Below are 14,949 nucleotides of genomic sequence, written 5' to 3'. Positions count from 1 at the left end.
GCCGCGGCCGATCGGCCTCAGTCCACGTCGTATTCGCTGGCCAGCTTCTCGAAGTCGGCCACGTTGCCCTCGGACAGGCCGCCGTCGCGGATGATCTCGGTCGCGGCCTCTTTATTGGCGGTCAGGTCCCGCGCCCGGGCGCTGATGCGGCCGCTGGCGTCGTAGCTGTAGGTGACCTCCACCGGGCTGCCCTTTTTCATGTCCGGCGGCAGGCCGACGATGCGGAAGTCGCCGATCAGCGTGCAGGCGGCGGGGTCGCGGGCCTCGCCCTCGAGCACCTCCACGTGCACCGTCTTCTGATTATCGCTGGTCGTTTTGAACCGCTGCGTCTTGCTGGCGGGAATTGAGGTGTTGCGGGGGATCATGACGTGATTCATCCGCGACCCTTTCTTCTCCGGGTCGGCGACCTTGATGCCCAGGCTGTGGCTGTTCACGTCCACCTGCTTGACGCGTTCCAGCCGCTTGCGGAGGGCCTCCGCCATCTTGCCGCCGCCGCCGTGTTTGGCCTGCAGAATGGCGGCGTGAATCGCGGCGCCCTCGGCCACGGCCCGCTCCGGCATCAGGCTGCGGGAGGGCTCCTGCCGGGTGATCTCCTTCAAGGTTTTCTCGACGATCGGCATATAGGTCGACCCGCCGATCAGCACGACCTCGTCCAGTTGGGCCGGGTCCACGCCGGACTGCTGCAGGACCAGTTCGGTCGTGTCGCGGGTCCGCTGCATCAGGTCCGCGGTCATCCGCTCGAAGTCCGAGCGGGTGAGCTGCACCGTCAGCGTTTTGCCCTTGTAATAGACGCTGACCGGCGCCCGGTCGTTTTTGGACAGTTTGCGTTTGGCGTCTTCGCACTCCTGGAAGAACGCCCGCAGGCCCTCGGGGTCCTGGCGGGGGTCGTCGCCGTATTTGCGGGTGAACTGCTCCGCGAGGTGCTCGACCAGCCGGTTCGACCAGTCCAGCCCGCCGAGCATCACGTCGCCGTCGGTGGCCAGCACGCGGAAGGTCGTGGAGGTGAACCGGACCACCGTGACGTCGAACGTCCCGCCGCCGAGGTCGTACACCAGGATGGTCGTCTCCCCGCCGCCGGTGTCGGTGCGGCCCAGATCGCCCTTGTTCCAGGCGTAGGCCAGCGTGGCCGCGGTGGGCTCGTTAATGATGTCCACGACGTTCAGCCCGGCGACCTGCCCGGCGTCCTGCGTGGCCTTCCGGCGGACGTCGTTGAAGTAATAGGGCACCGTGACGACGGCGTTCGCCACCGGGCCGATGCGAACCTCCGCGTCCTGCTTCAGCTTTTTGAGGATCAGGGCGCTAATGAACTCCGGCGTGAGCTTCTTGCCCTGATAAACGACGTAATAATCTTTGTTGCCCATCTGCCGTTTGACGGCTTCGACGACGTTCTCCGGCTTCTCCAGAGCGATGCGTTCGAAGCTGGGGCCGACCATCACGCGGCCGCCCTCGCCCAACAGCACCACGCTGGGGGTGATGGGGCGGTCGTCGCCGTTGTTGATGATGACCGGCTCGCCCTCGTCGTTGAGGTGGGCGATGGCGCTGTAGGTCGTGCCGAGGTCGATGCCGACCGTTTCGCCGTCGAGGAACTTCATGGCGGACAGGTTCAGAGAGGTCGTTCGATCAAACGGCCCGGTCCGTCGGCGTGAACGAAAACGCCGGACCGGGCGGGGCGGAGCAGGGGATCGCCGATCTTCCGCCCGCTGTCGGGCCGCCGCAACCGCCGCGGGCGCGTTCGCCCCGCCGACGGCGGCGTTCGACGGGGCGCAACCGGTGAATCCGGCCCGGTCGTCCCGGCGCAGCGGCGAACCCGGCCGAAAAGCGCTCGCTTCTCGGTCGGGCCGCCGGGCCCCCTCTTCGGGGAGGACCGGTCGCCGTGGGTTCTGCGTCACGCGTTGCGTTCGCCGCCCCGCCCGACAGGTCGTCGGCCCGGCCGGTGTGCGCCGGGGCTGGGGAAGGGAAGGTGGGATACGGGCGTCCGGCGACGATTCGCCGGGCCTCGGAAACGGCCCGCCCGCCGTGCCCGGGGCCGGTCGAAGCGAACTTCGAGGGCTCTCCCGAGGGAAGGCGGGGCGGGTTCGGCGTCCGTGCCGACGGGCGGGGGGCGGGTCGCGTCGCCCGGTCGCGAGCCGGGCGAACGCGGGGGCGAATCGGGCTCGGCCTCCGTCACCAACGTCGGCCGTCCGTTTCGCCCCGCGAGGAGTCCGACCGCCGCCCGCCTCGATGCGGGCGGCGTGTCGTCGAACCCCTCACCCTACGCGGGTTGGGGACCGATTTTGCCGCAACTCACGATCGGGAAATGGACTTACGAAAACGAACCGCCGCCGGCCCGCCCCGGGCGCGGGCGGCGGATTGACGCGACCGGGGTGCGAGGGCACCGTGTCGGCGGAGGATCTCGCGGATGTTCGCCGCCCCGCTGCCGCCGACCCCCGGCCGGCCGACGCCGCCGTCGCACGCCCGGGTCGCGGAGCGGCGGGCGGCCGAGGTCGGCCCGCCGGTGAGACGGGTTGCGGAGCGACGTGGCCGGGCCGCCCCCGGACCGGGTCGCTCACGCACCAGAGCAAGCCGCGTCGCTCGCCCGGGGCCGGCCGACTCCCGTCGAACGGCTGTCCCGCACGGTTCGCCGGCCGACCCCGGCCACCCGCGCGAAGTCGCGGAGTCGGCGTTTTCGGCAATGGAAAATCAATCGCCGCGACTCGGTTATCGCAGCTGTTAGGTCGCTATGCCCACCGAAGAACAAAAGGAGCGTGCGAATGCCATTGAGCGACACATATTCTTCGCCGCCCTCGGCCTTGGATTTGTCGCATTCATTCTTCAATTGATCACAAAGGACGAGAGGCTCAGTGCCCGCATCTTTGTGACAGGGTTTTGGCTCGCGTTCGCCGTCGGCAACTTCACCACGTTTTACACGGGTCGACTGAGATGGAAGAACGGCCCCACATTCACGCGGGAGAGTTCGCCGATCTTGTTTTACGGATCGGCTCTGTCGTTCTGCATCGGCACGATGAGCATTGCGACGTTTCTGTTATGGACGGCCTACACAAGCAAGTGACGACGCGGCCTAACAATCGCATGCACCCGAAGCGAGCGATCACCCACGCGTTCCGGCACAGCTTCGCGAGGCACCTGATCGAAGCCGGCTACGACATCCGCACCGTGCAGGAACTTCTTGGGCACAAGGACGTTCGGACGACGATGGTGTACACGCACGTCCTGAACCGGGGCGGGCGCGGCGTCGTCAGCCCGGCCGACTTCGACCTCCCCGAGCCCGACTCCGTGCAAGATAACGTGCGAGCGTGATCTTGCAGAGTGCCGGAGAAACACTAGTTATCCGCCAGATGCACAGCGTGAATTCTGAAATCGAAACTTGGATCCAATCGACGCAGTTCGATGCGGATGGATACTTCACTCCAACCGGTTTTGATCGAACAGAAACGCTGTATGAAACGCCGGTCGAATGGTCTTTCGTACTTGCCTTGATCGATGGCACTGGCAAGGCCGCGTCTTTTTCTGATGGCACCGGTCGCTCTCAGTATCAGCAATTGATTTCTGCCGTTCGATCCGCCACTAACAATCAACAAGCGTACTGGTTCTACGGATACGACCCAGACAATGCCTTATCCGTGCTATCGTGGGTGCGTAAAAACAACTACGAATACGCCACGGAATGGAATCTCAACAACTTCGAGACTTCACCCGCGCCCGAAGGCGGCGTATCGTGGCTTGGCCTTGTTGCGTCAAACAAACAGTGGATGCTTCTACTCGAACACAATCCATGCAATGAGTTCAAAATCACTTTCCATGGGACGGATGAGCTCTGCGCATTGGTCACCCATCTGTTAAACTGCGGATAACAAAAAAATGCACCCGAGTCGCGAAGTCGGGCGTTTTGACAATGGAATATCGCTCGTCGCGACCGGGTGATTTTGGACGTTATCCCGCATTGGCCACCACTTGTTCCATCTGCGGCACCAACAACTTCCGCGCCACGCGGCCGTTCGACCACGCGCTCTACTGCGCGTCCTGCCGGATCATCTTTTGTGAGCCGTGTGCAGGTCGCAAGCAACTGGACGACGGGATTGTGGGGCTGTGTTGTCCACGATGCGGGACGCTGTCGATTCAGTCCGCAGACTTGGAGTTAGCCGAGGATGCGGGATAACGGCATTCCGTTATGCGGCGGGCACCCGAGGCCGACCGCGGCCGCGGTCACTCCCGGCCGAACAGGCGGTCCAGACCGCGGCCGATTTCGCGGGTCGCCTTCTCCTCCAGGCGCCCCCGCTCCCGCTCGACGGCGGTGTCGACCGCCCCGCGGGCGGCGGCTTCGGCCAGGCGGGCGGCGTCGATCCGGGGGGCGTCGATGGTCCCGCCGATCGGCACCGTCGCCCGCCGGCCGCCCAGGTCTCCGCCCAGCGGGATCTCCGCCCGCAGGTCCAGGGCCCCGTCCAGCCCGACCGAGCCGCTGGTCGTCACCTCCACCGACCCGCTGCGGGCGATGAGGTTCTGGTGGAAGACCCGCCCGCCGGAGAGCCGGAAGGGCGTCGACTGGGCCGGCAGCCGCACGCGGACGTCCTGCAAATCGCCGCCGACCGAGCCGCGGAGCAGGGCGCTGGCGCCGCGGACCGCCCCCAGCAGGCCGTCGGCGACCGGGCCGGCGGTGAAATCGGCCCGCTCCACGACCAACCGCCCGCCGGCCCCCGCCCGCCGCAGGTCGCCGGCGAGCAGGTCCGACAGCGGGGCGGCGGCGCCGTCGAGGTCCACGTCGAACGCCCCGTCCGCCTGCACGGAGCCCGCCGCCAGCGGGCTCACCAGACCCAACCACCCGCGGGTCGCCTCCGGCGTGAACCGCACGCCGGACAGAATGCGCCCCGCCGGCAACCGCACCGCGGCCTCGCGGCCGGTGAAGTCGACCGTCGGGGTGGTCTGCAGCCGGCCGATCGACGAGCGCGACGCCCCCCCGGCCGCGTCGCCGCCGGACAGCGGCACGAGCGGCCAATCGACGCCGTCGATCCGCGCCCGCCCGCCGTCCAGCGTGGCGACCAGCACGCCCGGACCGAAGGAGAACCCGCCCCCGCGGAGTTCGTCCCAACCCAGCCCCGCCCGGCCGGACAGCTCCGAAAGCGACCCCAGCGGTCCGCGGAGCGTGAACGGCCGATCGCTCCGGCCCGTCAGCGTCGCTCCGGCCTCCGCCGTCCCCAGCCGCGGCCCCAGCGTCGCCCAGTCCACGGCGAGCCGCCCGGACAGGTCCGCCCGCATCGCCCCGGACAGGTCCTGCACCACGCCGCCGGCCGTCAGCGACGCCCCGCCCGCCGTGACCGCGAGCGGCCCCAGGTGCAACGCATCGCCGGCGTCCGCCGCGCCGGCGTCGTAACGCACCGACCCGGCGAGGGTCGCCGTCGGCTCCCGCCACGCCACGGACCAGGCGGCGACCGGGGCGGACCGCGGGTCCGGCGGGGTGAGGATCGAGAGATCGGTGAAGGCGACGGTCCCGGTGAACCCGGCTCCCGCGAAGCCCGCGGGGCCGAACTCCGCCGTGCCGGCGCCGTCCGCGGTGAAGCGCCCCTCCGGCCGCACGGAGGCGGCGTCGGCGGCGGGGAACCAGGCCCAGAACCGGGCCGCGTCGCCGCGGGCGGTCAGATCCGCCGTCAGGGCCGGGGTCGCGGCGGAGTCGAACCGCACCCGCTCCGCCTGCAGGGAGAGGGCGTCGCCGACCCACTGGAACGCTCCGGCGAAGGTCCCGGCGGCGGGATCGAGCGTGCCGCGGGCCTCCAGCGTCGCCACGGATTCCCGCAGCCGCAGGCCGGGGACGTCGACGATCAGCCGCCGCAACTCCGCCTTCCCCTCCTCCACCGCCCACCCCGCACCCGCCGGCAGCAGCGTCGCGGACGCCCGCAGACCGCCCGCCGCGGAGTCAACCGGAAAGTCAACGAGCGTCGCAACGCGATTCCTGAGCGTTGCCAACTCCCCGTCGAGAGTCAGCGAGAGTTCGCCGGAGTCCCGCGGAGTAATCGACAGCACGTCGGACCCGGATTCCGCCTTCGCTCCGGCGAAGGTCGTCGCCCAGCGCCCGGCGTCGTCGCGGACGAGGTCGACGCCGACCTTCACCGTCACCTCTTCCTCCCGCACCGAACCGCCGGCGGGGGGGAGGAAGCGAATCTCCCGCCCCACCGCCCCGGCCCGGACGGCGAAGCGGTTCGCGGCGGTGCGGCGAATCCGGAGGGTGCCGTCCGCCGCCCCGGCCCAGCGTCCGCCGAGGTCGAGCAGCCGACCGAACGTGCGGTCGAACGCGGCGAGATCGACCGCGACCTCCGCCGTCAGATCCTCCACGGCCCCCCGACCGACCGCGCTGAGGCCGTCCGCCCGGGCGGCGAGGCGTTCGATCGTCACCGCCCCCACGCCCTCCCGCACGGCCTCCAATTGAGCGGAGATCGGCCCCTCCGGGGCGATCCGCTCGCCCCCCGGCAGCGCGGCCCGTAGGTTCTCCAACTCGCCGGAGGCGGCGAACCGGCGGGCGCCGGGCGCGTCGCCCGCGGCGGTCGTCAGGGAGAGGTTGAGGGAGCCGCTCTCGACCGTCGCCCCCTCGGTCAGCCCCAGCACGCCGGGCAGTTGGGCGGCCAGCGCGGCGACGTCGATGCGACCCGACAGGCGGCGATCCCCGTCCAGCAGGGTCGCCGGATCGGCCGGCAGGGCGGTCGGCAGCGGGCCGTCGGCGGAGAGTTCGCCCAGATCGGAGACGAACCGCAGTCGCGTCGCCCGCACGCCCGCCCCGGCGTCATCAAACCGGCCGGACAGCCCGCCGGCGAGGTGGGCGGAGGCCAGCCGCAGCCGGTCGCCCACAGACCAATCGGCCCGGCGGGCGGTGACGCGATCGCCCAGCAGGCGCCCCTCGGCGGTCCAGCCCTGCGCGTCGAGGTCGCCGCTCAGATCGGCGGACAGCGCCCCGTCCAGCGCCCAGGCGACGGCGTCCTCCGCGGCGAATCGCGTCTGCAACGGGACGGCCGCGGTGAGGGGCAGACCGTCCACCCGCAACGCCCAGCGGTTCGAACCCTGAACCTTCGCCGCCGGGTCGTTCGTCACGGGGCCGTTCGCAGCCGCGGCGTTCATCTTCGCCGCGACCGTGCCGGACCGCTCGCCGTCGCCCCAGGTTCCGGCCAGCTCCGCCCGGTCCGGCAGCGCGACCCCCGCCGGCCGCCGGACCGTGCCGGAGAGGACCCGCCCCTCCAGCCGCCGGCCGCTCAGGTCGAGAACCGTCATGGAACCGTCCTTTACCGTCACGGCGAACCCGGGGGGCGTCTGGGAGCTCTCGCCGTCCAGCAGCGGGGCGAGGGCGTCCTCCAAATCGCTGCCGCCGGGCCGCACGCGGACGCGGAGGTCCGGCTCCTCCAGCGTGATCGTGCCGTAATCCACCGGCTTGGCGCCGGGAAACAGGGCGGCCGAGAGCAGGGCGTGCAGCGGGCGCTCGGTGCGGATCGCCTCGACGCGCAGCAGCGGCTCGCCAGCCCGGCCGGCGTCGCCGCGGGCGGTCATGGTGACGTCCCGCAGCGTGGCGGGGGCGAGCCAGGAGAGTTCCGCCCGGCCGACGGTCACGTCGGCGTTCAGCCCGGGAAAAATGCGGTGCGCGACGGTGTGTCGCAGGCCGGAGCGGGCCACGAACGCCGGGGCGAACCACAGCCCCGCGGCCAGCACCGCCGCCCCCACCGCCGCCAGCCGTCCCCACCGGACCGCCCCCTTGGGTGGGCGGGCCGGGGCGGGTTCGACGGCGGGATCGGGTTCGGTCGGCACGGAGCGAGTCCGGTTGCGAGGACCGGTTGCAGGGACCGGGGACGGGGTCGTCTCCCGGGCGCATCGACCATTTTCAGGCCGGCGGATCGTGAAAACCCGGCGACTTGCGCGTGAAGACCGGACCTCCCGCCGGAGGGGCCTGTTGCCGGGGGTCTGCGGCCCCGATAGGGTGACTGCGACCCGAACGGCCCGAAACTTGCCCCGCGCACGGACGATTCGGTCTCCTGACGGTTGGGGCGCCCGCTCCGCGGACGCTGCAGCCCCGGCGACCGTTTTCTCCTGCGAGCGCTTCGGCGGCGAACTTTTCGGCGACGTGGCGGTCTGACTCGTGAGTGCTTCTCCCCGTCCCGGTCGGCTCCGGCCGACGAACGAAAGAGCTTCCCGATGACCGCCGTCGCGGCCCTCTCCCGCCCCACCCTCGTCCTGAACCGGAACTGGCAGCCGGTCGGGGTGGCGAATGTGGCGCGCGCTCTGGTTCTGCTTTGGAACGACTCCGCCCGCGTGGTCGACCCCTCCGACTACCAGCTTTACAGCTGGGACGATTGGAGCCGCAAGAAGCCCGAAGACGGCGAGCCCGTCGTCAAGACGGTCCGGTTCGAATTAAAGGCGCCGGAGGTCATCGCCCTGACGACCTACGACAAACTGCACCGGCGCACCGTCCCTTTCACCCGACGGAACTTATTTCGCCGGGACCGGCACGCCTGCCAGTACTGCGGCGTGCAGCCGGGCGGGAATGAATTGACGATCGACCACGTGCAGCCCCGCAGCCGCGGCGGCGCCACGAGTTGGGACAACTGCGTGCTGGCCTGCGTGCGCTGCAACCATCGCAAGGCCGACCGCACCCCCGCCGAGGCCCGCATGACCCTCCCCCGGGAACCCAAACGGCCCGCGTGGAACCCGGTTTACAGCGCCCGCAACGTGCGGGTCGAAAGCTGGGAGCGGTTCCTCTCCGAAGCTTATTGGAACGTGGAACTGCTGGGGCCCTGAGCCATTTTGTCGCAACGTGAATTGAGAACGCCCCGGTCCCGCTCGCGGGGCCGGGGCGTTTATTTCGTTCATACGGAAAGATTCGCGGCACGAACGGCGGAGGCGCGAAGGTTCTGCGTGCCACGCACGCCCCTCACATCTTGACCGCCTCGCCGGTCTCCGCGGCCTTGTAGATGGCGGTCATGATCCGCACGTCGCGGAGCCCCTCGGCGCCGGGGGTTTTCGGGTCGCGGTTCTCGCGGACGGCGGTCGCCATCTCGTCCAGCATCGCGGCGAATTGATTCGCCTGCGGGATTTCCACGTCGCGGGTTTTGTCGCCGGACTGGATCTTCAGATTGCGAATGTAGTAGTCCGTCGCCGGGTCGAGCGTCACCTCGCCCTCGGCGCCTTGGACGTGGATGCGTTTATTGCCCGCCACCCGATAACTGGAAGTGCACGAGGCGACGGCGCCGGAGGGGAAGGTCATCTGCCACTCCACGCCCTCCTCCACGGTCACCTGCGGCCGATCGGAGCGGGGCAGGTAGCGGGCGGTGGTCTCCGTCGGCTCCTCGCCGAGCAGATAGCGAGCGCCGTTCACGGAATAAATGCCGATGTCGTACAGCGATCCGCCGCAGGCCAATTCTTTTTTCGCCCGCCACTGATCGCGGGTGACTGCCAGATCCAGAATGCGGCCGTGGTCGGAAACGACGATCCTGGGGACGCCGATCTCACCGTCCGTCCCGTCGCCGCCGCGGACCGCCTTGATCGCTTCCAGATTATACGGGTCGAATTGTGCCCGGTAGCCGATCATCAATTTCTTGCCGGCCCGCTCGCCGGCGGCGATCATCGCTTCGCAGTCGGCAGGCGTGCCGGCCATCGGCTTTTCGCACAGCACGTGCTTGCCGGCGGCGAAGGCCCGCTCCGTCCATTCCCGATGGAAGGCGTTCGGCAGGATGATATAAACGACGTCCACCGCCGGGTCGTCGGCGATGCGGTCGAAATCGTCGTAGGAATAAACGTGTTCCTTCCCCAGCCCGTAGGCGGCGGCGACGCGGCCGGCCTTCTCCGCGTTGCCCGAGACGACCGCCGCCAGTTTGCAGCCGCGGGTGTTCGCCAGATTGGGGGCGATCTGGTTCAGGGCGTAGGCCCCCAGGCCGACGAGGGCGAAGCCGATCCGCTCCCCCGGCGGCAGGGGAAGGGGCTGGAGCAGGTCCGGCAGCGGGCGACCGGTCAGCTTGGCGGGGGGCAGGTCGACGGCGTCTTCAGACATGGGACGACGGGGGGCGGAGAGGGCGGACGGGATCGCGGCGGCGGCGAGGAGGCCGCCGGCGGCCTGACAGAAACGACGGCGGGTCGCGGGCATCGGCGGGCGGTTGGGCGAGGGGACGGCAGCAAATCGTGGCGCGGCGGACGCCGCGTGGGAGCGGGGGGCGGCCCGCCCGCCGCCGTCGGGGAACGCCCCGGCGGCGTTTGTCGTATCATCCGGGCGGACACGCCGTTCCGTTCGCCTACTGCAAGGTCGCTCCCATGCCCGTCCCGTTTCGCCCCGTCCCGCTGCTCGCCGCGGGCGCCGTCTTATTGAGCGTCGCCGGCGTCGCCGCGGCCGGAGAACCGCAGCCCGGAGCCGGATCGCAGCCGCCCGCGCTGCGGGTGATGAGCTTCAACCTGCGCTACGGCACCGCCCGCGACGGCGAGAACGCCTGGCCGCATCGGAAGGAATTCGTCGCGGAGACGATCAAAACCTTCTCCCCCGACGTGCTGGGCACGCAGGAGACGCTCGCCTTTCAGCGGGACGAATTATTGGAACGTCTGCCCGGTTACGCCGCCTTCGGCGTGGGCCGGGAGGACGGCACGGAAAAGGGCGAGATGACGACGCTCCTGTATCGCACCGACCGCCTGGAAAAGCTGGACGGCGGGCACTTCTGGCTCAGCGAAACGCCGGACGAAGTCGGCAGCCAGAGCTGGGACACCTCCCTGCCGCGGATGGCGTCCTGGCTGAAGCTCCGCGACCGGCGACCGGGCGGGGCGGGGGACTTCTGGGTCTTTAATACCCATTTCGATCACCGCGGCGCCCAGGCCCGGGCGGAGTCCGCGACGCTTATGCGGGCGAAGATCGCCGCGATCGCCGGCGACGGGCCGGCGATCGTCACCGGGGACTTCAACGCCGTGCCGGGGAGCCTGCCGTATAAGAACCTGTTCGGCGACCCCGCCGACGCCGCCGGGCAGAGGGTCACGCTGCGGGACAGCTACCGCGAACGGCGCCCCGACGGCGAACCGGGTCAGTCGGCCGGGACGGCCGGCGGATTTCGGCGGGAGGACCGCGGCGAGTCGCGGATCGACTGGATCGCCGTCACCCCGCACTGGGCGATCGTCGACGCCGCCATCGACCGCACCCACCGCGACGGCCGTACGCCCTCCGACCACGACCCCGTCACCGCCGTGCTGCTGCGGACCGCGGACGAATAAATGTCCCCGTGATGCGAGCCGGGGGCGTGATCGCGGACCCCGATAGAACGTCGCAAGAGCCCGGAGCGAAAGCTCCGGGCTCACGGCTCTAATTTATTTGTGATTTAGGAGGCGGCGGCCGTCAGCGGCGGGCGGACGACGACCGGGCGTTCCTCGACGCGGCGGGGCCGGGGGGTGGGTTCCCGGGGCGGCGGCACGTCCTCGTCCACGTCCGCATCCTCCTGTTCGCTCTTGCCTCCGAGCAGGCGGAAGAAGAACGCACGCAGGTCGCGGGTCAGGCTGAACAGTGTCGGGACCAGCACCAGGGTGAACAGCGTCGCCACGATCAGGCCGCCCAACACCACGCTGCCGAGCCCGCGATACAACTCGCTGCCGGCGCCGGGGAACAGAACCAGCGGCAACAGGCCGAGCACCGTCGTCATCGTCGTCATAAAAATGGGACGAATGCGGGTGCGGACGCTTTCGAGCAGGGCGGCGTCCGGCCCCATGCCTTCCTCGCGCATGTTGTTCAACGCCTGGTGGACGATCAGGATGGCATTATTGACCACCGTCCCGATCAGAATAAAGAACCCCAGCATCGTCAACACGTCCAGCGGCTGGGCGTAGACGAAGTTCAACGCCCGCAGGCCCAGCACGCCGCCCAGCGCCCCGGGGACGACGGTGCAGATAATCACCAACGGATAAATCCAGCTCTCGAACAGGCCGGCCATCAGCAGGTAGGTAATCAGCAGGGCCAGAGCGAGGTTTACCCAGAGGGCCTGCCAGGTTTGTTCCAGCTTGTCCGCGGTGCCGGCGAGATTAATCCGCATACCGGGGCCGAGGGCGTTCTGCTCGCGGAGCGGGGCGATGACCTCGTCGCGGATGCGTTCCATCGCGGTTTCCAGCGCCACCGACGGCGGGGGGGAAACCTCGATGGTGATGCTGCGGACCCGTTCGCGGTGGTTAACCTGCTCCGGGCCGCTGGTGAGCCGGACGTTCGCGAGCGCCTCCATCGGCACGAGCCGCCCCTCCGGGGTGGCGACGGGCAGCGTACGCAGGTCGTCGGCGCTGCCGGCGTAGCGGTCGATGCCGACGAGCGTGAGGTCGATCTTGTCCCCGCCGACGAAGTAGTCGCCGATGAACGCCCCGTCGATCAGGGCGTCGGCGGTGAAGCCGAGGTCCGCCGCCGACACCTGCATGTCCGCGGCCTGCAACAATTTCGGTTCGATATGCACCTCCGGGCTGGAGAGGTCCAGGCTGGGCACGGGGCGGACCTGGGCCTCCGGATATAAGCCCTTGGTCGCCCCGAGGATGCGGCCGCCGATGGCCACGAGCTCCTCTAATTCGGGGCCGGTGATCTCCACGTCGATGGTCCGCCCCGCCGTCAGGCCGCGTTCGAACAGGCTGGACTGCTTGGCGACGGTGAAGGTGCCCGGCAGCTTGGCGCCGACCTCCTGAACCAGCGGGACGAGTTCGCCCACGCGGGCCGGGTCGTCCGCCCGCAGGCCCATGAACACCTCCCGGCCACGGGCGACGAAGAAGAAGTCGCCGATAATGGGGTAGTCCAGCGCCGCCGCCTCCGGCGTGCCGGGCTGGGTGTTCCAATAGGGTTTGAGGTCCGCTTCGACCTGCTCGCCCATCTCCATCAGCTGGTCGAGGTTATAACCCGGCGGGGGCATGAGGATGCCGAACACGAGGTTCCGGTTGCCAGTGGGCAGGTATTCGACCTGCGGCACGAGGAACAGGCAGCTCGCGGAGACGCCGAACAGAACCACGACGGCGACCACCCGCCGCAGGAAGCCGCGTTGCAGCCAGGCGTTCACGCCGACGATGAGGTTCGTCAGACCGCCGCCGGCCCGCTCGATCGGCCCGGCGACGCCGCGGGAGATCCGGGCGCCGTAAGAGTTATGCGCCGCCGCGGCGGCGCGCCGCTGGTCCCGTTTGCGGTTGCCGAACAACCGGGCGGAGGCCGTCGGGATGAGCGTCATCGACACGACCAGCGACAGCGCCACGGCCCCGCTGATCGCCAGGGCGATGTCGCGGAACAACTGCCCGGCCTCCTCCTGAATGAACACGATCGGCAGGAACACCGCGACGGTCGTCAGCGTGGAGGAAAGCACCGCCCCCCAGACCTCCTGGGTGCCCCGCACGGCGGCGGTCGTCGGGGGTTCGCCCAGTTCGTCATAGCGGCGATAAATGTTCTCCAGCACGACGACCGCGTTGTCGACCAGCATGCCCACGGCGAACGCCAGCCCCGCGAGGCTGACGACGTTCAGCGAGCGCCCCAGCGCGTCCAGCAGTAAAAAGGTGCCGACGATGCTGGTCGGGATCGCCAGCCCGACCACCAGCGCCCCGCGGGCGAACCAGAATCCGGCCCCGACGATGATCGCCAGCGTGAGGACGAAGTACCACGGCGAGAACGTCGCCGCGGCCAGCCCGGTCAGGGCGATCAGCGGGGTGACGAGCAGCGCCCGCACGCCGAGATGCAGGAACAGCATCAGGACGATCATCGTCAGCGCCCCGCCGATCACGATGTTCTGCTGAACGAGTTCGACGGCGGAATAAATATAGTCCGTCTCGTCGTAGACCTGCGTGAGTTGCAGACCGCGTTCCTTGAGGATGCCGTCGTTCAACTCGGCGACGACGCCCCGCAGGCCGTCCATCACGTCCAGCACGTTCGCCCCGGTCTCCCGCTGGGCGTTGACGGCGATGCTCGATTCGCCGAACCGCCGCACCAGGCCGTCCGGCTTTTTAAAGCCCAGTTTCACTTCCGCCACGTCGCGGACGTAAACCGGCGCCCCGTCGACCACCGCGAGCGGCTGGTCGGCCACCTGCTGGGGGGAGCGGAACTGCCCCAGCGTGCGGACGACGTAGCGGCGCTTGCCCTCCCAGAAGTCGCCGGCGGAGACGTCCGCGTTCTGCCCCTGGAGGACCCGCCGCACGTCCGGCAGCGTCAGCCGGCGGGCGGCGAGCTTCTGCGGGTCGACGATCACCTGCAATTCGTCCTCCAGCCCGCCCCGCACGTTCGCCTGCGAGACGCCGGAGACCCGCTCCAGCCGGGCTTCAATTTCGTCCTCGGCGAACCGCTTGAGTTCGGAGACGTTCAATTCCGGCGGGGGCATGAGGGGCCGCACCGCCTCGTGTTTTTCGGCGAGCAGCCGGAGCCGGAGCATCGCCAGCCCCTCGTTGTGGGCCTTGCGGACCTGCGCCAGCCCCTCGGCCAACTCGGGATGGTCCGCCTCCAGCGCGTCCAGTTCCTCCGGCAACGGCATCCGGGAGCCGAGGATGAACCAGGCGATCGGGCGGTCGGAGGAGTTCGCGGTGCTGATGACCGGCTTGTCGGCGTCCCGGGGATACTGCGGGACCTGTTCCAAACGGCCGATCACGTCGACGACGGCCCGGTCCATCTTCGTGCCGACGCGGAACTCCATCGTGATCCGGGCGCTGGAGTCGGTGCTCTCGGAGGTGAGCTTGGTGACGTTCTCCACGCTCTTTAATTGCTCCTCCTGCTCGACGACGATCTCCCGCTCGATCTCCTGAGGGCTGGCGCCTGGCCAGCGGGTCTCGACGGTGATCGTGGGCGTCTGCACCTCCGGGGTGAGCTGCATCGGCATTCGGGCCAGGGCCACGAGGCCGAACATCATCGTCAGCAGCACCCCGACCGCGACTTTGACGGGGTTGGAAACGAGCGCCGCGATGAAGTTCATTGCTGTGTCCAAAAGGCCCCCGCGGGACCGGCGTCGAGGATCAAAGAGAGGCGGC

Annotated in this window: 8 protein-coding genes and 1 pseudogene; 5 read left to right on the top strand and 4 right to left on the bottom strand. The window is 69.5% G+C overall.

Going from position 1 to position 14,949, the window contains the following annotated elements; translation table 11 throughout:
• Positions 1-17: 17 nt before the first annotated feature.
• Entirely contained in the window at positions 18-1,592 is a 1,575-nt protein-coding gene (locus CA12_RS09490; protein ID WP_145358717.1) for an Hsp70 family protein, read from the bottom strand.
• Positions 1,593-2,719: 1,127 nt separating this feature from the next.
• On the opposite strand from CA12_RS09490, the gene CA12_RS22775 reads away from it, so the two are divergent.
• The 3 genes and pseudogenes from CA12_RS22775 to CA12_RS09480 all read left to right on the top strand — a co-directional run bounded on the left by CA12_RS22775 (position 2,720) and on the right by CA12_RS09480 (position 3,851).
• Positions 2,720-3,049: a hypothetical protein gene (locus CA12_RS22775; protein WP_165700447.1), complete on the top strand. Its 330-nt coding sequence runs from the start codon at positions 2,720-2,722 to the stop codon at positions 3,047-3,049.
• A pseudogene (locus CA12_RS22475) lies at positions 3,007-3,297 on the top strand (tyrosine-type recombinase/integrase); the annotation flags it as partial. The gene CA12_RS22775 and the pseudogene CA12_RS22475, both read left to right, overlap by 43 nt.
• Positions 3,298-3,344: 47 nt before the next feature.
• Entirely contained in the window at positions 3,345-3,851 is a 507-nt protein-coding gene (locus tag CA12_RS09480; RefSeq protein ID WP_145358716.1) for a hypothetical protein, read from the top strand.
• 352 nt (positions 3,852-4,203) lie between these two features.
• Here CA12_RS09480 and CA12_RS09475 read toward each other — a convergent pair whose 3' ends face one another.
• On the bottom strand, positions 4,204-7,776 hold the full coding sequence (locus tag CA12_RS09475; protein ID WP_145358715.1) for a hypothetical protein: 3,573 nt from the start codon (positions 7,774-7,776) through the stop codon (positions 4,204-4,206).
• A gap of 384 nt (positions 7,777-8,160) precedes the next feature.
• Between CA12_RS09475 and CA12_RS09470 the strand changes: the two genes are divergently transcribed.
• The gene (locus CA12_RS09470; RefSeq protein WP_145358714.1) at positions 8,161-8,763 is read left to right on the top strand and encodes an HNH endonuclease; all 603 of its coding nucleotides are present in this window, start codon (positions 8,161-8,163) and stop codon (positions 8,761-8,763) included.
• A gap of 133 nt (positions 8,764-8,896) precedes the next feature.
• Here the strand turns inward: CA12_RS09470 and CA12_RS09465 are convergent, their stop codons facing one another.
• Positions 8,897-10,105 (bottom strand): Gfo/Idh/MocA family protein, encoded by a 1,209-nt coding sequence (locus tag CA12_RS09465; RefSeq protein ID WP_207622186.1) that lies wholly within the window; start codon positions 10,103-10,105, stop codon positions 8,897-8,899.
• A gap of 164 nt (positions 10,106-10,269) precedes the next feature.
• Here CA12_RS09465 and CA12_RS09460 point away from each other — a divergent pair, with 164 nt between their 5' ends.
• On the top strand, positions 10,270-11,208 hold the full coding sequence (locus CA12_RS09460) for an endonuclease/exonuclease/phosphatase family protein (protein ID WP_145358713.1): 939 nt from the start codon (positions 10,270-10,272) through the stop codon (positions 11,206-11,208).
• Between the two features lie 104 nt (positions 11,209-11,312).
• Here the strand turns inward: CA12_RS09460 and CA12_RS09455 are convergent, their stop codons facing one another.
• On the bottom strand, positions 11,313-14,894 hold the full coding sequence (locus tag CA12_RS09455; protein WP_145358712.1) for an efflux RND transporter permease subunit: 3,582 nt from the start codon (positions 14,892-14,894) through the stop codon (positions 11,313-11,315).
• Positions 14,895-14,949: the final 55 nt, after the last annotated feature.

This window comes from Alienimonas californiensis (assembly GCF_007743815.1).
Taxonomy (GTDB): Bacteria; Planctomycetota; Planctomycetia; order Planctomycetales; family Planctomycetaceae; genus Alienimonas; species Alienimonas californiensis.
This window is presented reverse-complemented; position numbering and strand designations above follow the sequence as displayed.

What these genes read in the sequence shown, in the direction of transcription:
- CA12_RS09490 (WP_145358717.1), bottom strand. Translation starts at nt 1,592, where the DNA reads ATGAAGTTCCTCGACGGCGAAACGGTCGGCATCGACCTCGGCACGACC.
- CA12_RS22775 (WP_165700447.1), top strand. Translation starts at nt 2,720, where the DNA reads ATGCCCACCGAAGAACAAAAGGAGCGTGCGAATGCCATTGAGCGACAC.
- CA12_RS09470 (WP_145358714.1), top strand. Translation starts at nt 8,161, where the DNA reads ATGACCGCCGTCGCGGCCCTCTCCCGCCCCACCCTCGTCCTGAACCGG.
- CA12_RS09465 (WP_207622186.1), bottom strand. Translation starts at nt 10,105, where the DNA reads ATGCCCGCGACCCGCCGTCGTTTCTGTCAGGCCGCCGGCGGCCTCCTC.
- CA12_RS09460 (WP_145358713.1), top strand. Translation starts at nt 10,270, where the DNA reads ATGCCCGTCCCGTTTCGCCCCGTCCCGCTGCTCGCCGCGGGCGCCGTC.
- CA12_RS09455 (WP_145358712.1), bottom strand. Translation starts at nt 14,894, where the DNA reads ATGAACTTCATCGCGGCGCTCGTTTCCAACCCCGTCAAAGTCGCGGTC.